We start from the raw sequence: 23,453 nt of genomic DNA, 5'->3' as shown, positions 1-23,453 counted from the left end.
CTCGCCATCATAGTTATCCTATCATTTAAGTGAAGATGTTATGAAAACAGTACTTCTCGTCGATCAGTTGGATACATAGTAGAAAGTAGAAATGGGATAGGTATGATTATGTAAGATCATTGTGATAATCAATCATCATACCTATCATCCAACATCATAGTTATCCAAGTTTATTTGAGTGAGTTTATGATGACTTTAAATTCATCTGCCAGTAAAGAGGCTCCACCCACAAGGCCACCATCTACATCCGGCTGAGAAAAAAGTTCTTTTGCATTAGCTGCTTTTACGCTTCCTCCATATAAAATACTGATTTCATCGGCTACAGAACTTCCGTATTTAGCAGCTAACTGAGCACGTATATATGCATGCATTTCCTGCGCCTGTTCACTGGTGGCGGTTTTGCCTGTACCAATGGCCCAGATGGGTTCATAGGCAATAACTACCTTCTGAAGCTGTTCAGCATTGAGATGGTATAATGACTCTTCCAGTTGTTTTGCTACATATTCATTTTGCTTGCCCGATTCTCTTATTTGCAGCGGTTCTCCGCAACAGAATATCGGTGTAATGGCATGTTCCAATGCGATATTTACTTTTTCTGCAAGAAACTGATTACTCTCATTAAAATATTCCCTTCTCTCGGAATGTCCCAAAACCACATGAGAAACATCCATCGACGCTAACATGAGTACAGAAATTTCACCTGTATAGGCTCCGCTTTTTTTACTATAACAATTCTGGGCCGCAACGGCCACATGAGCATGTTTTTTTACTTTTTCATTTGCCATGGCGAGATAAGGTGCCGGTACCGCAAATACCACCTGTCTGTTCCCGTTCAAGTCATATGCATTCGCTAGCAGTTGATCAAGCAATTGCTCTCCTTCGGTAAGGGTAAGATTCATTTTCCAGTTGGCTGCGGCTATTTGTTTTCTCATGAAAGTTTTTTTGAGAGGGTGAAAATACATTTTTTCTTATTTCAATTTCAATGCCTTCGGGTGAACTGAATTATTTCAAATACCAGTAAATGTACAGAATGACACAGAAAATTATTTTTTATACAGGTGGAGAAGGATGTTTCTTTCTGCTTCTGTTATACTTGCCTGTTTGAGTTTTTTCCAGTTATTAATATCGTCTAAAGCTTTATCAATTCTGTAAGTAACGCCTTTACATCCCCAACTGAAATCGGGTATAATATTCGGCAGTAAGCCATCCCCGAATACATTGGAAGAGATGCCGATTACGGATCCGGTGTTGATGGATGAGTTAATAGCGGTTCTGGAATAATCGCCCATGATAACGCCGCATTTATACCCAGCTTCAAGGTAATCATTCGCAGCTTCGCTCCATACTTTTATCACACCTGCTGTATTTTTGAGATTACTGTTGCAGGTGCCTGCTCCCCAGTTACACCACTCTCCGATTACGGCATCTCCCATATAACCATCATGTGCTTTATTGGAATACCCCGTCATGATACTGTTCTTGATTTCTCCGCCACCCATACAGAATGGTCCAAGGGTTGTTGCGCCATAGATACGGCTGTTCATTTTAAGCACGGCGTCGTTGCCCATGGCGAACGGTCCGCGAATAGCAGAACCTTCCATAATCATGGCATCCCTGCCAATATAAATGGGTCCGGTAGACGCATTCAGCATCGCATACTCAACTACGGCACCTGGTTCTATGAAAATCTGTTCGGGAAGGATGCAACGATTGGTTGCAGAAACGGGCGCCGACTGTCTCCCATAAGTTACTAATCCATAATCAAAGCGCAGCAGTTCATCATTGAACTGTATAATTTGCCACGGGTATTGAATGCGCCTGACAGCCGAATGATCGTGAATGGTTTGAAAATGTTGGAGTGAAGCAGCTGCATTAAAATCTTTAGATGCCAGATCGGTTTTACCCATAATCAGGCCATATTCATCGGCCCAGCATTCATTGTTTTCGAGACCAGCCATCATATCTATCATCTTTGCGTCCGGAATCACAGAAGCATCTATCCAGATATGGTCTCCTGAGGTTGCAGTACCATATACATCCTGCAGGTAAGCGGCGGTATGTATGAATACCTCACTACCCGTTAATTTTTCCCAGCGTTCGGCTACCGTAAGTATTCCCATACGTAAAGAAGCAACTGCACGTGTTTTTGTGAGGGGGAATAGATGATTACGGTAAGGGTTGTCGAATAGAATGACTGACATACCACAAACTTAATGAAATCAACCCGTGATTATGTACAGAAAATCATCATGAGAAATGCCGACCATTTTTGAGTGTGAAATACCATACTATGCTGGAAATCACTTAGGGATTGTGAAATAAAAACTACTTCCCGTCCCCTGAACTGACGGGCGAACCCAGATTTTTCCACCGTGTAATTCTACAATTTTTTTACAGGTAGCAAGCCCCATTCCGGTTCCGGAATACTGCCCGCGGCCATGCAATCTTTTAAACATATCAAATACTTTTTCAGCCTGTTCCGGTGGAATACCGATTCCATTGTCTGTAATACTAAACCTATATTCATTTTCAAATGCTGTACAGTTAATATGTACAATGGGTGGTAAACCTTCCTGCTGGTATTTCAATGCATTTGAAATGAGGTTATTAAACAATAAGCGTATAGCGGTTAACTGTCCCTGAATAACAGGCAAATGATCCCATTCGACTCTCGCTTTTTTTTCTTCCATGATCGGATGAAACAATAGAATAATTTCGCTAAGGAGTTTTCCTGTGTCGATTTTTTGCTTTTGAACACCTGCACTTCCCAACTTTGTATATTCAAGAATATCGGTAATTAGCATATCCATTCTTTTGGCACCGTCTACTGCATAGTCAATATATTGGTTAGCTTTCTCATCTAAATTATATGAATAATTTTTTTTCATCAGTGTCATAAAACCACTGATCATGCGTAAGGGCTCTTTGAGGTCATGAGCTGCGGTTGCCGCAAAATGTTCAAGTTCAAGATTTTTGAGGGCGATTGCCTTTCTGGCATCTACTATATCCTGAATCGGCTGTCCTTCAGACAATACAGCCAGTATCCTACCACTATCATCAGTTAGCGGTTTGAGATTGAATAATATGGTTACTTCATTCTTGTCTTTATCCCATACCGCTACTTCATATGTGACGGTTTCACCCCCTAGCGCAGTTTCAAAAGCCTTTTTAAGTTTATCTTTTGTTTCGGTATTCATCTGCCACCAGTAACAGTCCCAGAATTTCTTTCCGACAACATCATTCTGTATCAATCCTGCAAACTGCAATGCTGTTTCATTTACTTCTTTTAAAACACCTTCCGTATCAAGAAAACAGATAAAATGAAGTGTTGAATTGAAAATACCCCGAAACTTTCTTTCTTTGATTGCGAGTTGTTGGATAGACAATTGATCCATATACTGCTGACTCTTTAATGCAGCAGCTTTACTTGTGGCCCAGTTACTCAACAAGAGTAGAACAAGATTCACAAAAATAAGCCCTACTAAATAAATTCCGTTATTAGATGCCAATTCAGCTCTGAGTAACCTAATCTTTTGTGCCTGCTCTTTTAATCTGGTGTTTATCGCATTGTAACCAAGCGATATTTTACGGGTGAAGTAAATTGTTTTTACAACATCATCATTGATTTTTGATATTGCCTCATTGTTGGGCAAAGTCCGGGTCCAGGAAATGTGGACATCTATTTGTGCAAACCTTTGTTCGTTAATGTCCATCCAATCTGCAAAAACTATACTATCATCAGCAGACTCCCAGATATTGCGTAACTCTTTTGCCAAGGACCTAAAAATGGTCCTATCGCTATACATCTGCTGCAATACAGAATCGCGTTTGGTAAGTTGAAACAGCCTTTTATTACCCACCACATTCAACTGTAAAATGTACATGTCATTCACAGCATTGATATAATCTTCAACTTGCAAAGCATCTTTACCGGCTGCCGACTGCTTATTATAATTATGGTAATAAAGCACCCCTGCAATTATGATAAATAAGGCAGACAAAAAAGTAGCACTTTTTTGAAGAATTCTCAGGGTAATCATCCAAGTAATCTTTTGGGGGTAAGCATTACTACCCGTAAACTACTGAAATTTGTGAAAGAAATGTCTATTAAGACGTAAATATGCTTTAAACCAGAAGAAAATTATAACAACCCGGCACTCCCAATACTTAGGAAAGTGAGTAAGAGAGAGTGTGATCCCTAACTAGCATGTGGGGATATTGAATTTTTATTTATCCCGATAGTTAATGCTATCGGGATAAATAAAATACTAATCCATATTTCTGAAAATGGCTTTCATCTCTACCCTTCTGTTCAGTGCTCTACCGGCAGGTGTTGCATTCGTTGCAATTGGTCTTTCGAGCCCATACCCTGCAGCCTTCAGGCGATCAGCGGTAATTCCTTTTGAAGTAAGGTAACGTACAACCGTTGCAGCTCGTCTTTGCGAAAGTCCTTTATTCATCTCCGCACCGCCTTGATTATCGGTATGGCCTTCGACGGTCAGTAATACATCCGGGTACTCTTTCATGATAGATATAACTTCAGCTAAAGGCTTAAAGGATTCAGGCTTCAGGTCTGCTTTGGCAGTATTGAAATATACATTTCTCGCCAGTTCAGCAAGTCTTTTTAAGATATCAGATTCCGGACATCCTTTCAGTGGTTTGATTCCTTTACTATCGGGGCATTTATCGGTTATATCCGGAATGCCGTCTTTATCCCTGTCTGGCTCAGCCGTTACAACAGGAGCAGCCACAGGTAATTTTCCGATAATAACGGGCTTAAGTTCATAGGGATCTGATTGCAGAGGTGTTACAATCGCCATGGTTTCCTCCAGTGTATCACGATAATAAAACTGTAATTCATACTCGCGGTTCGGCTTCAAATCAAAACGATATGATCCGGTATAAGTAGTGGTAATGGGTAATGCGACTCTACCCGTATCTCTTTTAGGTTTAATATAAACAGTTACACCTGATAACCTACGCATATCGGCTCGGTTCAATACAACACCATCCACCGGAATGATCTTTTCCTGTTTCTGAAAAGCATAAATATCGTCGTTCCCTCTTCTGTTACTGGTTACATAACCTTTAAATCTGCTATTATTGAAAACCAATCCGAAATCATCGGCATGGGAATTCAGAGGATACCCCATGTTTACAGGAGTTTGCCAATCATTTTTTTGCCAGATAGTACGGAAAATATCCAGACCTCCCAATCCTGCCATCCCATTTGAACTAAAGAAAAATTCATTACCAGCTATTGTTGGAAATAACTCATCGCCTGCAGAATTCAAACTTTTACCCCCATGTATGATGGCGGGTTCAACTTTACCATCTGTAATATTTACATAATAAATATCGACCCCTCCGGTTCCTCCAGGTCTGTTACTACAAAAGTACAATCTGGTACCATCTTCTGTTATTGCAGGATGGAAAAAATCATAAGCAGGTTCTATAAACGGAAGCAGCTTTATATTCGACCATTGACTGTTCACTAACTGAGCTTCACATATTTCCAGGTTAAAACGGCCATTTACTTTCCTACTGCTATTCCTTGTAAAATACAATTTATCTCCTGCTTTATTAAAGCACAAGGGGCCGTAATTAAACCTTGCATCTAACTGCTCACTAAACATGGGCAGGTCATTACGATCACCCATGTACAGCCCCGACAAACTGATGGCAGCGATTGAGTTGTTATCATTACTGGTTGCTGCAGTGTTATCGTCATTTATCTTTAATGTATTGAATAATTTTTTCTCATTGGCTACCGGAATTTGATCCAACACAATGATAGAAGTGGTATCAGGCACTTTATAAATATGAGAAAATGGAAGTGCATCCCATCCAAATTGCTTATGTATGACTTTTTTATAATAGCGGTTGGATATAAAAACAAAATTTCTTCCCAGTAGTTGCGGACTAAAATCGCTTTGAGCGGTATTGAGTTTTAAGAAGCCAAGGGTATAATCAAGTGAATCCGAAAAAAATTGTGACCTGTTCTGTAGTCCGATGTATTTATGCTGATAAACAGGGTTAGCAGGAAAACGTTTTGCTAATTCTTCAAATGCCAGAATAGCTTCCTCATATTTTTTTCTGTTTGTCAGCAACTCCGCCCTCCGATGCATTATTTTTTCATCGTTACCATAACGCTTATACAGCTGATCATAATAAGTATAGGACGAATCATACTCTTTGATCTGGTAATAAGATTCTGCAAGTCGGTGTATGACTAGTGAATCCGGCTTGTCATATTTTACAGAAGCATTGTAGAATGCGATCGCATAAGAATAACGTTCATCCAAATATTCCTTGTGTGCTCTCAGTGCCAATGACCTGGCCCTACCTGTTTTTTGCGCAAATACATTCAACGCCGTAATACAAAGTAATAATATGATAAAAGCAATTTTTTTCATGCAGCAATTATTAAATTCAGAAATACCTGGGTGAAGCAATTTTTCCATTACCGGAACCAAATTCCATCCTCAACATCAGTTCATGGGTTCCTCTATTATAAACGCCGAGATTTGAAAACGTATGATCGTAGGCATAGCCAAAACGAAGTTTGGGATTCATCTGCCATTCCAACATACCTACCATGGCATCACCGGTTCGATAAGAAAAACCAAAGGCGATCGTATTTTGTATCCACAGGTTACTATTCAGATCAAACTGTACCGGTGCCCCGCTTACTACTTTCATGAGTACCGATGGTTTAAACATAAAATCCTCACCCAGTTTCAGAACAGTACCGCTTGTTACAAAATAGTGCATATCCCGGCTACCGGATGTTACATCGACAGTAGTACCATTACGGAGTTTTGTTTTTAACAGCGCAGGTACAGAGGCTCCGAAATAGAATTTATCTGAATTGTAATAGATACCTGCTGCTGCAGCGGGTAATATTCCATTCACATTCTGATAAAATGCAGGGTCATTGGGCTGAAAGGTTCTGGCTTCCGTAAAATTAGCACGATAATTCAACGCTCCCCCCTGCAGACCCAAACTCAAGGTTCCTGAACCACTCATTCTAATCCTGAATGCATAAGAGACATTGATACCCGTTGTTCGTTCAATTCCCAGCCTATCATCGAATAACTGTACACCTACACCAATTCTATTTTGATTGGCAGACATGTCGACCGATACGGAACTTGTTTGAGGAGCACCTGGCATATTTACCCATTGGTTTCTATAGAGTGCTGTAGCACTTACCACGCCCCTGCTACCCGCATATGCCGGATTAATGTTCATCATATTGAACATATATTGAGAATACATGGGTTGCTGCTGGGCCCTACTTTGTTGCAGTACAAGTAGAAAGCAGAGCCCCATACACGCTCTCAATATGAAGCTCTCTTTTGTTGCTATGATTGTATCTGTTCGCTTCATGTCTTTCACTTACCTTTTTAATGTTAAATAGCCAGCAAATTTCCTTACGGCACCCGTTCCTTTATCTGTTGCAAGTACTATGTAGTAGTAGGTTCCATCAGGCAGTTCATCACCTAGTATCCGATTTGGCTGATTACCTCTTCCTCCCCAGTTGTTCTGGTAGTTATCATCCCGATATACACGATTGCCCCATCTATTGAAAATTTCCAGACTGATATTTGTATTAAAAGGACGTGTAATCACGAAATTGTCATTCACCCCATCTCTGTTCGGGGAGAAGCCTGTTGGAATAAAAATATCAACGAGTGGAATTGAAAACTTGGTAGGTATTCTTCCCGTTCCAGTTCCGAATGGGTCTGTTGATACAACACCTACTCTTCCGAATGGAGATATCGCATTGATTCTTGCTGTGTTATTAAGGGTTCCGGAGAAACCGTTGGGCACCATACGAACCATAATCTCCACAGAATCAGTTTTCAGACCAGGTAATTGGCTGCCATTCGCCAACAGTTCAATCTGTGCCCTTCCATCATAAAGGCTATTGGCAATTAAATTACCGGATGCCTTGATCGACACTACATTGAAGCTGGTTGTATTCGGGAATACGGTTGTAAGATCATCTGAAAGTCTAACGCTATCCAGTAATTCAGGACGAAGGTTTTTGGTATAGAAAGTGAATCCAAACAGGAATGATCCATCTTCCTGCAGTTGTACAGGTTTCGTTAACACTTTCTCAATATCCGTTACCTGTGTTGGTGCCAGCATAGTTACCGTATATGGAATTCGATCACTTTCTACACCATTGATGATCTGACTCACATAATAGGTGTACACTCCTATTACACCCGGTAATACCGGAGCTGCCACATTGGTACCACCCGTAGGTGAAGTATAGAAACGAAGGGTTCCACCACCTGTTGCCTGAGCCTGTACACCACTATTGGGCGGGTTTCCTGGGGCCCCGATAATATAGATAGCATTTCTTGTTACTGGTACCGGTGGTTTAATAGTTACGGTGAATTTCACACGTATGCTCTCCAGACCCCATACCGGATCTTTTTGTGTTACCCAATAAGTATATACTCCAGGTGTAGTGGGGAAGACAGGAGCAACTGTTCCATTGGTTGTGGTGCTGTCTGCATACCAAACTATATTATTATTGGCACTCTTCTCTGTTTGTAATGTTGGTGTACCCGGTAAGCCAGGTGTACCAAAAATATAGACAGAATCTTTGACCAAAGGCGGTGGCGGCATGATCAATACGGTATCTACTGCTGCGCAGTTATTATTATCTGTAATGTTCAGCCAATACTTACCTGCATTTACCACTGTTATGGCATTGGAAGTTCCTCCCGTTGACCATGCGTAGGTTTTTGCAGTTGATGCGGTTACCGTAAGACTTCCATTGAATGGAATAACTTTTGTACCTGTAGGTGAGAATGCTGGTTTATCAGCTTTATTGATTGTTACCTTAATACTGTTGCTGAATACTTCCAGACTTCCTGATATTACTCTTCTACGGTACCATGTGGTACTTGTGAGTGTACCTGTTACATAGAATGTATCGGTTGCACCGGTAATATCTGTAAAGTTTACATTATTAGCCGATTGCTGCCACTGGTATTCATATGGATAGTAACCACCTGTTACTGCTCCCCTTGGAATTAACTTCAGATTGCTAACGGTATTACAGAATGTTGTGTCGGTAACCAATACTGCTTCGGTAATATCTTTCGGTGTTCCTACAGGTGGTGTTACCAATGGAGGTATATTTACATTGATGGCAATGGTAGTAATCAGTTTTTCAGAAGGCTTCTTATCACCATCTGTATCTGGATTTACACCATCATTAGAAAGATCACTAACTGTACCATTCACTTCCAAAGAGAATCCTGTAACAGTAGCCTGTAACTTATAGATGGCATTGGGTTGATTCGGTTTAATATTAACCGTCACTTCAACAGTAGCTGTTGCACCTACTCCCAGGATGCTATTGGCACTCACAAGCAAATTAATGTCTGTTTTCCCGTTAAATGCCGGATTAGCTGCAATTGTACCAGTAGTAGATGGTGGTGTTACAATTGTAAATGTAGCGGGACTTCCAATATTACTTAACAGGTTATGTAAAAGGGTTACATTCTGTAAGTTCACGTCTCCGTAATTGGTTACTACATAAGACAATTTCACATTATAACTACCATCTCCCTGTGCTATGAGCGGCCCTGCTTTCAGTGCGAGACCTATAGATGGATTTGGGAACACGGTAATCACAGAAGGTACAGGTGTGCCTTTTTTTGTAATCTCCGGATGTTGTGTTTCATCCTGATTATCATTCGAAACGCTATTGGCTTTCGCAGTACCAAATTGTGTAAATCCGGTACCTACTGTTGTTACCTGTGCAATAAAGGGTTCAAAATAACCATTGGGTTTAATACGAAGGAATATTTGCACATTACCCTCAACATTAACAGGCAGTTCAGAAATAGCCGCAAACATATTGTAGCCTTCTTCATTTCTTACTGTATAGTATTCCAATTCATTTTCTGTTGCTGTTTCATCTGCAGATTCTGTCCGTAGTTGATAGCTGATACGCTGTTCAAGTTTTTGCTGGATCTGTTCTGCCAATTGATTGATCTGCGCATCAGACATCAAACCTATCGAAGAAACATTATAGGTATTAGGTTGATGCCAATTAATCATACCGGCACTCCAAATTTCACCGGGCAGTGTTTGCTTGGGTTTATAATAAGCAAAAAGATCAGTATTACTTCTCCCGTTGTAGTTGGGATTTTGCCTTACTGTAGCACCACTCACCTTCACGCTATCAAGGAAGAACTCAACTGGTCTTGGAAAAATTTCTTCCAGATTGGCCCTGAGTTCAACCTGCTTCAGGTCTACATCACCAATATTCTTTACTTTGATATTCAGTTTTGTAGAATAGATACTGTCTCTGATCAGTTTAGGAGGATCCGCTTTCAGTGTTACTACAATCCTTGGCGCGAGTACAATTATTGTTGTAGTGTCACGTGTAAAATTATTATCTCTCCTTGCACCATCAGAAGCAATGATCGATAGCATTGTATAGAAGGTAGTTTGCTGAATATTTGGCACAGGTATCACCTGACCGCTTTGTATGTTTTTCAAAGTATCAGTCTTCTGACTATTACCTGCTCTGTAAATCACGGTAAATGGAGCTACACCTTCCGTTGCTGTAAAAGTAAGAGTAGGTGTTTCATGGCTAAATATAGGTCCATTACCTTTAATCGCACCCTGCGGTCCTGTGAAATTCACCTTCACTGTCTTCTGAATTTTCACACCTCCTACCGAACCACAGATATCTATATTATTGGCCGGTGAAGTTAATGTAGAAGAATAGGTTCCATTACCATTATCAATTACTGTTGTAAAGGTTCCGGTTCCTGAATTGGTACATAAAGTGGCCGGTCCTCCGCTACATGTAATAGGTAATCCGTTCACATCTATCAACTGAATGCCTACATTGATAGGTGTATTGTTATCACCTAATGCAGTAGTAGGTGTAGCACTGAATGTTACCTGTGCATAGTCAATTACTTTCACCGTAAAGGATACAGTCGATCCTGTACAATTGCCATTCTTAGGTGTTACAGTAATCACACCATTGGAATTACCGGTTCCAACCGTTATGCTATTCGTGGTTGAATTACCCGTCCATCCTACCGGAACTGTCCATAAATAACTGGTAGCATTGGCAGCAGGTGTTACGGTATATAATCTTGTACTGTCTTTATTAACCGCACAATCTCCAATAATAGGTCCAACAATAGCAGGTACTGGCGTTACAGTTACTTTTACCACATTCGAAATGGCTGTAATACCATTAGAGGTAGAAGCTATTCTTCTATAAAACCTGTCTTGCGTTAGCGTACCAGGTGCCAGCGTTGCAGCATTGGTATTGGTGATATTTGTAAAGTTGGTACCATCTGTACTAATCTGCCACTGGTAACTGATTGTACCGATACCGCCGCTTGCATTGGTAATTGAGGTCAATGTATTCGCCGGTGCACCTGCACATATTGTATGATTGGTTCCAATACTACCTGCCAATAACTCGTATTTATCAGGAGATGCCACACAAGCTGGAGAAGCAGGCGGATAACTTAACTGAACGGTATCAGTAGGGTTTACACTAAATACCAGATAAGCTGTGGGTCTTGTTTTTTCAAAGCCATCATTACCCTGTACCCATACACCATTCTGTATAATCCAACCTGGCCAGTCAACAGGTTTACTATTAGCATCCACTACAGCACCGGGCCACAAAATAGTTGCGGTGGTTGACTGATTGGCCTGAACCGCTTGTGCGGTTACTACAGACTTATCCGTATTCAGCCAGGTCAATGTAACCGGATTGGCACCTGCCAGGAAGTTAGGTGTTACCTTGTATTGCACATATGGCACATCACCTATACATACGGCAGTTACTTCACTATACAATCCTCTTGCAATGGTGATAAGCACTGTTGCCTGGTCACAATTGACCGGCTGCGCTTTTTCACATATCTGATAGATAACCGTATAATTACCTTCAGTTGTATTACTAGGCACGGTTAATATACCTGAAGAAGAAACCGTTAAACCTGTGATACCACCGTTGTTTACAATTGTAATATTGATATCATTGGCATTTACGGCATTATTATTCAGTTTATCATTAGTCAATACAGTTGTGGTACTTCCACCTTTTGCACCGTCAATCGGTTTGCTGGTAAAGTCATCATTCACTGCGTCGATACCTAAAGGCGATACCAGCAGGTGCAGAGTAGCATTCGTGCAGATATTAGGAGTACCACCACAAACCGTGTACACAATATCTACAGGTCCTGTGAAATTAGCCGCTGCTGTAAACGTATAGGAACCGTTTGCATTCATTACCAACGTTCCCTGTGAACTTAAAGGTGTGCCATTTGAAGTAACTGTAATAGCAGAATTTTCTGAGTGTTTATCATTTGAAAGAATATTACCTGTAATGGTTCCTCCCAGTGTTGTTGATCCATAGTCATCGGCTGCTGTAATCTTAGCCGAAACTACAGTTGGCAGTACATTGAAATAAACTTTTGTAACAGCACATAATGCAACTGGTGTAGTATTATCACACACACTGTATTGCAAACTATCTCTTCCTGTAAATCCATTATTCGGCGTATAAATAATTGTGCCGTCAGGATTTACTGTAGTTGTTCCGTTTACTGGATTGGTAGTAATGCTGACACTCGCAGGATTTAAGGTACATCCTGTATTGGCACATTTATCATTCGACAGAATATTTACCGTTACAGGTGTATTCATTTTAGTAGTAGCAATATCCGGATTGGCAACAGGTGGATTGGTAGTTGATATATGACTGAACACTGTAATCTGCAACAATGTTACCGGGCAACCTGTTGTTTGTCCGCTTGCACATACCGGTACATAATACCTGTATATACCTACATTGGGGGAGGTAAAGCTGTATGTACCATTTGCATTCATGGTAACAGTACCACCAGAAGGATTACCGGTAACTGGTATCGGCGTACCGTAGGTTGTACCTGCCTGTGTATTATCATTGGTGGATACATTACCGGGTAATGGAACGTTTACATTCGTAACACCAAAATCAGGATGTTTTACATCATCCACTGTAATCGTTACACTTAATGTATTGGTACAGGTATTCGCACCAATACCGGAAACAGTATAGGTAGTTGTAGCGGATGGGTTTGCGGTAACACTAGCTGTATTGGTTGAACCGAGATTCGTAGTGGGAGTCCAGGTATAAGTAGTAGCACCCGATGCCGTAAGTACGGCATAAGCTCCTTTGGGTAAAGTAAGTGAAGCTGGCGTAATGGTTAATACAGGCAATGGATTTGCTGTAATGGTAACCACATTCGACATCACTGTAACATCTACTGATGTGGTAGCTAATCTTCTGTAATAAGTTGTTTGAGAAAGTGCTGAAGGGGCATATGTAGCTGCTATCGCACCAACAATATTGGTAAACAAAATATTGTTTGTACTGCTCTGCCATTGGTAACTGATGGTACCCGTTCCGCCTGAAGCTGCAGCAACAGACGTAAGAGCTGCAGGAGCTGTATTCGCACAAATCACCTGATCTGAACCAATGGATCCGGGATTTAATGCAGGGTTTACGGTAACAGTAATGCTAGCAGTACCCACACAAGCATCCGCATCTGTTCCTGATACGGTGTAGAGTCTTGTAGTAGTGGGTGAAGCTGTAACGGTTGCCGTATTCGCAGCAGATAAACCGATGGTTGGCGACCATGAATAAGTAACCGCACCACTGGCTGTAATACCAATACTGCTGCCCGTTGTTATAGCCGCTGTTAAAGGAGCGATCACAATAATCGGCAATGCTTTAATGGTAATTACTACTGTATTACTATACACAGCAGCATCCACCGAAGTACTTGCTTTTCTTCTGTAGTAGGTTGTCTGTGCAATATTAGTACCTGGTGTATAGGTGGCGTTGGTGGCACCTCCTATATTGGTGAAAGTTGTATTATCTGTGCTGCTCTCCCACTGGTAACTGATAGAACCTGTACCACCTGAAGCAGCGGCTGTTGAAGTAAATGCAGCAGGTGTAGAAGGTCCGCAATAACTGTTATTACTGCCAATGGTTCCGCCTGTTAATGTAGGGTTAATCGTAGCAGTAACCGGTGTACGTGCAGAAGCCACACAACCGGTACTGATATTTCTTGCCAATGCAAAATAATTAGTTGTACTGCTGATAGATGGTGTTGTGTAGTTAACCGAACCGGAAGATAAAAGTGTACCGCCTGAAGCTGCAGAATACCAGTCTACAGTAACGCCTGCCGGTACCGCGGCCGATAGTGTAACTGTACCTGTACCCGTTCTGGCACCTGCTGTAATAGTTGGCTGAGCAGGCAGAGGATTAACCGTTACTTCTACAATATTGGATGCATTACCGGCTACCAACCTGCGATAGTAGGTAGTGGTAGTGATCGTTGTTGGTGTATACGTTGCACTATTTGCTCCGCCAATGTTGGTAAAAGTGAGCGGGTCAGTACTTGTACTGCTCTGCCATTGTATAGCGCCTGCATCTGGCGCCTGTATAGAAGTTAGCTGCGCAGGAGTGCCGGAACCGCAAATCGTTTGGTTACTTCCGATAATACCCGGATTGGTACTACCTGTAATAGTGACCACTACAGATAATCTTGAACTGGATACACAACCTGTTACCGTATTTCTGGTCGCCACAAAATAAGTAGTTGTATAGGTTACGGTAGGTGTTGTAAACGTGGTGGTACCGGATCCCCCTGTTAATACTGAACCGCCTGTTAAAGTTGCATACCAATCGAGGGTGAGATTTGCTCCGGCAGGTGCCGTTGCACTGATATTAAAAGTACCCGACACTGCGCTGGTAGCACCGGTTCCACTTACGGGCACAGATGGTAAGGCATTAAAGGTAACAGTCACCACATTACTGAATACAGCTGCATCATCGTTCGTAATCGCTCTTCTCCTGAAATAAGTAGTAGCAGCTATGGTATTGCCAGGTGTATAATCAGCGAAAGTTGCATCTGTAATATTTGTGAAAGTGGTATTATCTAAACTACTTTGCCATTGATAGCTGATAGCAGACTGACCACCACTTGCTGCAGTCAGTGAAGTTAAAGCTCCCGGCACACTCACACCACATACAGCACCCGGCCCATTGATAGAACCTGGCAACAATGGTGTATACATAGGTACTTTTACAGTTGCTGCTGTAAGCGATTCCTTGCCACTGTTGTCGATGACCTGAAACTGAATTTCAGGTGTTACCGTTCCTGCATTAGGGAAAATGGAAATCGTTGTATTCAACGCTACAGTTACACCACCACCTGGCCAGTTACCACTGGTATAGGTAGTACCTCCGATCACCACCGAAGCAATATTGGAGGGGAAACTTGTATAACGAATGCTGACAATCGTTCCGTCTACATCTGTTCCCGTAAATTTAGTGGCATCCAATGCCAGTAAGGCTCCGGGATTTACCTGTTTGGTAAAATCATAGGATATGGCTACGGGCAGAATACCGACGCCAAAGTCGATACCCGTCAGATTCGATGTTCCGGTAGTCAGGTTTCTGATACCGGGTGAGGTTACCACATAACCAGCTGGCAAGGTTGAAGTGGTCAGTGTTTCACCGATCGACTTCACCTCATTACTCATTATCAGTTTCAGGTTATTGGAAGAAGGCGGCACATTTACCAGTAAATAATTACCGCTGTTATCAATAGAAGTCTGGTCGATAATTTCATTGTTGTTATCTACCAGATACAGGTATATACCACCATTACCATTGGTACCCACTTCTCCACTTGTGAAAATATTGGAGAAAGTACCTGTACCACTACCATTCGCATCATCCCATACGGTACCGGCTACCGTGATAGGTATTGGGGTAACTTTTATGGTTACCAATACTTTTACTGATAAAGAAGATGAACCTGAACAGGATGGGTGGTTATCAGTCAGCTGATATTCGTAGGTATCTGTTCCTGTGAAATTCGCATTGGGTATATAGCGTATCTGTTTGTTCCCCAACAATACCAATGTACCATTGGTTGGAGCCAATAAACCCGGAGCAGTAATGCTTACGGTAAGGGGATCACTGTTCGGATCACTATCATTGGCTAATACATCAGTATTGACTGGTTGATTAATCAGTGTATTATCCGAGTCTGCCACACCTACCGGTGCCTGATTTGGGTTTGCAGCAGCACTCACGGTTACGCTAACCGATGCCGTATTACTTTGTAAGGAATCGGGCGAGCCATCTTTTACTTTATAGGTGAACCCATCTGAACCGGTAAATCCATTATTGGGTGTATACCGGATGGTACCATTTCCATTGATGGTAACGGTCCCGTTCGTAGGTTGGGAAACTATATTGATTGTGAGTGGCGTACCTTCCGGATCACTGTCATTCGTTTTCGCGTTGATGTCTACTGGTGTGCAACCGAATGTGGTTACGATATCGTTACCCGCAACTGGCGGTTGGTTATTAACCGTGATGCGTACGATGGCCGTATCACTCAAAACCGGCACACAAGGGTCAGAACTGATATTGGAACGGGAATAAATCAAACTGTCTTTACCATAGAATCCTGCGCCTGGCGTATACACAATACTGTTACCATTAATGGTAAAGGTTCCGTTTTTAGGATTGGTGGTAACTGTGGGCGCCCCCATTTGTCCCTGTGCATCAGTATCATTCGCACCTACCGCAATCGTCACAGCAGTACCGGAATTAGTAGAAGCTGCATCGTGGTTAATTTTGGGAGCAATGCGTGTTACATTGATGCGCACTGTGGTGGTAGTGGTTTCATTGGTACTGTTATCCTTAATCGTATAGGTAAGGGTATCCGTACCGACATAAGAACCATTCGGTGTGTAAAGAATAGTATTACCCACAATACTTGCAGTACCATATTGCGGTGTGGTTACGGATTGAATAACATTGGTATTACCATAGTAGTTAGCATCATTCGCCAATACAGATATGGTTTTTGCTGTCCCGGATGGTGTACTGGTAGTGTCAGGGTAAGCAATCGGTTTGTAGTTGCCGGGTATAACCAGACAGGGTGCCGGTGTCGAATAGTTTACTTCCAGTTGAGGACGTAAGCTGGCTGTAGATGCTTCACGGCTGAAGAAATGAATACCGCCACCGATTGCCCCAATCGATGTTTTAGGTACAATGATTAATCCTTTATTATTTGCAGGTGTAGAAACCCAACTACTTACCAATGAACCAATACTTGCATTCATTTCTGATTGTGCAGCCAGTGTAAGCGTATAGGTTGGCGCTGTACCGGGAAGTGATGGGTTGGTCACAAGACTTGAATAATCATCTGTGCCGGCACCGCCCGCAGACCATGCAGATCCGGTTTTATAATTATTCCATGTAGCTTCATTTTCTACCCAGTCTTTTGTTAAAGCAAAGATGGTTGCCTGTATCGGACTAAGGGTAGCATTAAGAAAAGAAGTACCTGAAGTAACATATAATTTTAATGTTGCACTATTCACAGTGGCATTGGTAGCAATGGTTGATAGATCAAACTTCATCAGTGGTTTTCTGACACCGATTGTTGACGTTGAGTTACCATGTAACCTTAAAACACTTAATCCACCTACAGATACATGATTAGAAGAATCAATTGGAGAATTCTGGCTATTAATATACGTATCCGAAACTGCAGTAAATGTAGTCGTACTTGTTGTGGTATTGGCAGCTTGGTACTGTCCCGTTGTACACGCATCCTGCTCCAATGTAATATTCACAAGACCCACAGCACAATAACCTGAATTATTACAGGCCAGATAACTGAAAGAATCTCCACCAGTTATATTGGTTTCATCTTTTTTAGAAAGATAGGTAAGCGTTCCATTGGTATTAATATATACATAACCCTTACCAGGCTTGGTTACAATATCCCTGATATACAGATTTCCTCCATCTGAACTTGAGGGCGTATTCTTATCATTGCCCAATACATTGATCGCAGTTGGGTTATCAATTTTTGCAGTGGCCGCATCATTGGTTAAGGAAGGAATCAATGCCACTTCCCCTACTGTTATATTCAGGTTACCGGTTACATTCGAAATACCATTCGAAATGGTATAGGTACCTGCATCGGTCCCTTTAAAATAGGCAGCCGGCACATAAGTAATTTCTCCCGTAGTATTGGTCAATACCGTACCATTGGTAAGACCAGTAACAGATACCAGTGTTCTCGCACCGGCATTGGCATCCACATTGCTGTCGAATACATTGAATACGATAGAACTTGACGTACATTCAGACAGTATAGATTTAGCAATATTGCTGGCAGTAATCGGCGGATTAGCAGGCACTACCGTAATACCTTTTGAATCGAAGCTTACACGACCGCAGGCATCGGTTACTTTACAGGTAACAATTCCTGTGGTTAATGTAGTTATGGAATTGCTCGGTGTAAATGAAGTTACTGCACCATTTGCAGCTGTAAAGGTTCCGGGTATGGTTGATACCCACTCATAAGTAAAAGGACCACCCAAACCTGTTACATTAGCTGTAAAATTAGTATACGTGGTATTGGCATTCATTTGGGTTGGAATTCCGGAAATGGATGCAGAGATTTTAGGAATCACATTGTCATTCAGTGCAAAAAAACTGAAGTTGAAAAATATACGCTGAGCCGCTACCGCATCTGCGGTAAGTGTTGATGCTATATTATGACCAGCCTGGTATGCAACATATCCGCGTGCATTATCATTGAATCCCTTACCATAAATATTAACGGCACCAGGGCCAGGAGAAAGCAAGGGAACATCAGATTGCTGCGGACTACCTGTTAAAATTTTAGTGCCGCTATTCCAACCACCACCGAGTTTTGGGAGGAACACATTTTCAGATCCAAAAGTTTGCGCCCCATCTGTTTTACCAATATACTGGGCAAGCGGATCTGCGGGGTTATAAGGACTATATGGCAATGCTCCCTTGCCATGTTCTTCAAAATTAACTAACCCATTAGTAGAAAGAAAATTCATTTTCAGTGTAGTCGGCACACCAGAAATCGATGTATCCTTAGAAAGGTTTTCCAACACACTTACCGCATGACAACCAGCCCAGATGGCACCTCTATTTTCTTTATTCCAGAAGTATAATTTATTATGATAAGCCCAGGTAGGATCAGCGTGCGGCATTACAAACAAATCGTCGCAATCGCCCAACTGGCTGGGTTCTTTGAATGAAAAAGCTGAAGAAGGAATACCGGCATTATTCAGAAAACGAACAGCAATTACACCATTGGTTCTGTCCATTACCCACTTAGGTGCAAAATTCAGTTTATAGGTAACATTAACAGTAAGATCTGAAGTTGTATAATCTACGATCGCTCCCTGATTCACAAAAGAATTAATCGTATTCTTTACCTGTGTTGTCAGATAATCAACAGAAATAATAAATGGCCCACCCCTATAACTCTTTCCAGAATAGGTAAAGTCGATACCGTCTTTTACTTTATTCGGATCAATCACACAATTTACCGGAACATTGTGGTTTTTCAACAAAGCATAAATCAATCCATATGGCTTTAATGAATTACCGATTGTTGGTGTGGCAGATCCTACATCAATAATAGCAGATCCTTTTTTGAAAGTGGTGTTTTGTGCGGTTGCATTCGTAACGGCAATCAATATTACTGCCATTAAAAAGAAGGCGATACGGATCCTTGCAAACATAACGAGCCAGTGGTTTTAGTTGTACGGTCAGGTTCTTGCATAAACAAGTATAATCAGTCAGTTAAGACCGATTGTTTACTTGAAGGATAGTTGGATTGAAAAAACCGGCATGTTATTGCATACAATAACATGCCGGTAAAAGATCATCAGCGTTTCAGCTTGATGAGTTGAACAACTTTGCGGCGGGTTCCCTGACGGAATTCTGCAAAATATGTTCCTGTCTGATATTGCTCCCCTATCTGAAGGGTACTGTTTGCTTGTTGATTGGCTTTGGCTTCAACAGTTCTGCCATACATATCGACTACTTTCACCTGAACAGGAGCCGTTTCTTTACTGCGAACCCTCACAATGAAGTAGTTGTACGAAGGATTACCCATAACCTGTACATCCAGATCTGTTTCTGTTGCAGCATTGGCAACAATCTTGCCACCCGAACTTACAGCCGGCGTTTCAGTAGTGAGTGTTGCTGTGTTAACACCTGTTGTAACCGGACTAGATAGCGCATTGGTTACACAACCAGTGAGGCCCTTACCAAGTCTGTCATTCGGGTAACAATTCAGATGATTAGCTACATCAGATACTTTCACCTGAAGTACTGTATAGTTATTGGTATTGCCATAACGTCTGCTGATATATACTTTGGAATAACTGCTGCTTCTCCAGCCCCAGTCATCGCAATCATCATCTACCCTGATATCTTTTACACATATGCTCACCTGACTGGTACTTACACAGCCTGCTGAATTGGTGATTCTTACTTCAAATGTATAATATCCTTCTTTGCTCGGACAGAATACGGGTTGTGAACTGCTGGTGCTGCTCAATGAACCGCCACCTGAAACCGATCTCCAGTTATAGCTGTATCCTGAACCACCTGTCGCATTGGCCCTAAGGGTTACTTTCTGAGGTCCGTATCCAATATAGATATTGGTGGGTATTCCACCCGTATACACATTGTTTTCAGGTATTACCGTAATGTTACTGCTACATACTACCGGTGCTACCACGGTTACTCTTTGTGTGGCTGTTGCAGTATTACCTGAACCATCTCTTGCTGTCCAGGTAACCGTTGTTGTACCAACTGGATATACAGATGGAGCGTTATTGGTAACTGTTACACTACAGTTGTCATTGGCAACAGGTGTACCCAGAACAACTGGCTGTCCACTCGTAACTGTGATATTGGCAGGTGCTGTAATGGTTGGAGGTACATTATCACTTACCGTTACACAAACAGTTGAAGAAGTTGCGGTACATCCATTTCCATTGTTAATGGTTACATTATAATTACCTGACTTATTAACCGTAATGGTTCTGGTAGTAGCCCCATTACTCCATTGATAAGCATTTGCAACGCCTGCATCAAGGGTTACAGAACCACCCGGACAGAAATTCAATGGTCCATTGGCTGAAATGTTTACCACAGGTTTCGGATTAACAGTTACAGTTTGTGAAACTGACGGTGCTTTACAGCCATTTGCGTAAGTAACGATGACGCTGTATGTTCCGGAAGCGGTAACTGTGATAGACTGGGTTGTGGCACCTGTGTTCCATTTGTAACTGCTACCTGCACTGGCGGTAAGTTTTACTGATCCACCGGTACAGAAAGTGGTTGATCCGTCTGCTGTTATAGAGCTGGTACAAACAGGTGGCTGAGATACTGAACAGCTGTTTTGTGTACCACAAGATCCCAATCTGTCGCCTGAGTGGTTTCTCAGATGACTTTCTACAGCATTGATGCTGATAGACAAGGTTAACGGATTACCCGAATTACCCGGAGGTACGTGACAGATGTAAACTTTATAGTTGTCATCGTCGTCGTCGTCGTCATGATCATCATCATCGTCATCATCATATTTATTCTTACAGGATGATGAACTATGACTTCTGTGGTCACAGCTACTGTGTCTATGACCTTTGTGCTTACAATTTTTATAATCATGGCTCCTATGATCACACTCATCATCATCATCATCGCCATCATCATATTTGTCCTTACACTTACTCTTATCATGTGATTTATGATCACATTTGGAATGATTATGCTGACTATGTTTACAATCTTTATAGCTATGAGATTTATGGTCGCATTTATTATCATCGCTTTCTTTCACACGAATATCTTTCACACAGATGGTAACAGTGCTGGTCGTTACACAGCCTGACTGTGTTCTTACCTGAACCCTGAATACATAGATACCGGCTACTGATGGTGCAAATACAGGCTGACTGCTTGCATTATTGCTCAGTGTACCTCCACCTGAAACAGATGTCCAGCTATAGGTATAGGAAGAACCACCGGTTGCATTTACTTTCAGTGTTACTTTCTGTGGTCCATATCCAAGATAAATATCGGTTGGTACACCGCCTGTATATATGGTATTCTCAGGCACAACTGTAATACTGCTTGAACAGGTTGCTGGTGCAAGTACTGTAACGGTTTGTTGTGCTGTCTTCGTATTACCTGAGCCATCTGTCGCTGTCCAGGTTACGATTGTTACACCAACAGGGAATACAGATGGTGCATTATTGGTCACCGTTACACTACAATTATCGGAAGCAACTGCATTACCCAATACTACCGTTTGACCGTAAGTCACCGTAATATTCGCTGGAGCTGTAATCGATGGTGCAATATTATCTGTTGCATTCACTGTTACTGCTGCAGAAGTTGCCGTACAGTTATTCCCATTATTAATGGTTACAGCATAATTACCTGATGTATTTACCGTAATGGTTCTGCTGGTTGCACCATTACTCCACAGGTAAGATGCGGCAGGACCCGCATCAAGAGTCACACTACCACCTGGGCAGAAATTTAATGGTCCGTTGGCTGTGATGTTAACAGTAGGTTGTGCTGTTACGGTAACCGTTTGCGATACAGGAGCCGACTGACAACCCGCTGCATTAATGGCTACCACACTGTAGGTACCACCGGTTGTTACATTAACAGATGCTGTGTTTGCGCCATTACTCCAGAGATAGCTAGTACCGCCACCTGCTGTAAGTGTCACAGATCCACCTGCACAGAAACTGGTAGAACCATTTGCTGTAATAGTTGCCACAGGTAATGGGTTAACATTTACCGTTACCACTTCAGCTCTTGAGCTGCATCCTGCACCATTAACAGCTACTACACTATATGTTCCAGCTGTTGAAACTGTAATGGAAGCTGTATTAGCACCATTACTCCATAGATAACTTACCCCACCACTTGCTGTTAATGTTACAGATCCACCTGCACAGAATGTAGTTGGACCATTCGCGCTAATCGATACCGTTGGTTTAGGATTAACTGTTACTGTTGTTGATACTGATGCTGATGAACAACCTTCTGCACTGGTTGCTACTACACTATATACACCCCCACTGCTTACAGTGATTGATGAAGTTGTTGCTCCATTGCTCCACAGGTAGCTTGCACCACCTGTTGCTGTCAAGGTTACAGATCCACCTGCACAGAATGTAGTCGGACCATCTGCACTGATCGCTGCTGTCGGAACTGGATTAACTGTTACACTGGTTGATACCGATGCTGATGAACAACCTTCTGCACTGGTCGCTACTACGCTATATGTTCCTCCGTTTGATACGGTGATTGATGAAGTTGTTGCTCCATTGCTCCACAGGTAGCTCGCACCACCTGTTGCAGTCAAGGTTACAGATCCACCTGCACAGAATGTGGTCGGACCATTCGCACTGATCGCTGCTGTCGGAACTGGATTAACTGTTACACTGCTTGATACCGATGCTGATGAACAACCTTCTGCACTGGTCGCTACTACACTATA

Annotated in this window: 7 protein-coding genes; all 7 read right to left on the bottom strand. The window is 42.0% G+C overall.

The genetic code is table 11. From position 1 onward, the window contains the following. Positions 1 to 170: 170 nt before the first annotated feature. Positions 171 to 932 carry a triose-phosphate isomerase gene (tpiA, locus tag BC659_RS15665; RefSeq protein ID WP_133475765.1) on the bottom strand — a complete coding sequence of 254 codons (762 nt, stop codon included), beginning with the start codon at positions 930 to 932 and terminating at the stop codon, positions 171 to 173. Between the two features lie 111 nt (positions 933 to 1,043). Next, positions 1,044 to 2,201 (bottom strand): putative sugar nucleotidyl transferase, encoded by a 1,158-nt coding sequence (locus BC659_RS15660; RefSeq protein WP_133475764.1) that lies wholly within the window; start codon positions 2,199 to 2,201, stop codon positions 1,044 to 1,046. 99 nt (positions 2,202 to 2,300) lie between these two features. Then, positions 2,301 to 4,040, bottom strand: a complete 1,740-nt coding sequence (locus tag BC659_RS15655; RefSeq protein WP_133475763.1) for a sensor histidine kinase — start codon at positions 4,038 to 4,040, stop codon at positions 2,301 to 2,303. 228 nt (positions 4,041 to 4,268) lie between these two features. Beyond that, the gene (locus tag BC659_RS15650; RefSeq protein ID WP_162847454.1) at positions 4,269 to 6,416 is read right to left on the bottom strand and encodes an OmpA family protein; all 2,148 of its coding nucleotides are present in this window, start codon (positions 6,414 to 6,416) and stop codon (positions 4,269 to 4,271) included. 16 nt (positions 6,417 to 6,432) lie between these two features. Further along, entirely contained in the window at positions 6,433 to 7,392 is a 960-nt protein-coding gene (locus BC659_RS15645) for a PorP/SprF family type IX secretion system membrane protein (RefSeq protein WP_246027163.1), read from the bottom strand. A gap of 9 nt (positions 7,393 to 7,401) precedes the next feature. Continuing rightward, the gene (locus tag BC659_RS15640) at positions 7,402 to 19,662 is read right to left on the bottom strand and encodes an Ig-like domain-containing protein (protein WP_133475761.1); all 12,261 of its coding nucleotides are present in this window, start codon (positions 19,660 to 19,662) and stop codon (positions 7,402 to 7,404) included. Positions 19,663 to 19,808: 146 nt separating this feature from the next. Next, positions 19,809 to 23,453, bottom strand: a 3,645-nt coding sequence (locus BC659_RS15635; RefSeq protein ID WP_133475760.1) for a PKD domain-containing protein, incomplete at its 5' end; no start/stop codon positions are given.

Origin of the sequence: Sediminibacterium goheungense, assembly GCF_004361915.1 — a bacterium.
Taxonomy (GTDB): Bacteria; Bacteroidota; Bacteroidia; order Chitinophagales; family Chitinophagaceae; genus Sediminibacterium; species Sediminibacterium goheungense.
Note: the sequence above shows the minus strand (reverse complement) of the source record. Positions and strands in the feature narration are given on the sequence as shown.

Bases quoted from the DNA above. Each gene is read 5' to 3' on its own strand.
- BC659_RS15660 (WP_133475764.1), bottom strand. From the start codon at position 2,201: ATGTCAGTCATTCTATTCGACAACCCTTACCGTAATCATCTATTCCCC.
- BC659_RS15640 (WP_133475761.1), bottom strand. From the start codon at position 19,662: ATGTTTGCAAGGATCCGTATCGCCTTCTTTTTAATGGCAGTAATATTG.
- tpiA (WP_133475765.1), bottom strand. From the start codon at position 932: ATGAGAAAACAAATAGCCGCAGCCAACTGGAAAATGAATCTTACCCTT.
- BC659_RS15650 (WP_162847454.1), bottom strand. From the start codon at position 6,416: ATGAAAAAAATTGCTTTTATCATATTATTACTTTGTATTACGGCGTTG.
- BC659_RS15645 (WP_246027163.1), bottom strand. From the start codon at position 7,392: ATGAAGCGAACAGATACAATCATAGCAACAAAAGAGAGCTTCATATTG.
- BC659_RS15655 (WP_133475763.1), bottom strand. From the start codon at position 4,040: ATGATTACCCTGAGAATTCTTCAAAAAAGTGCTACTTTTTTGTCTGCC.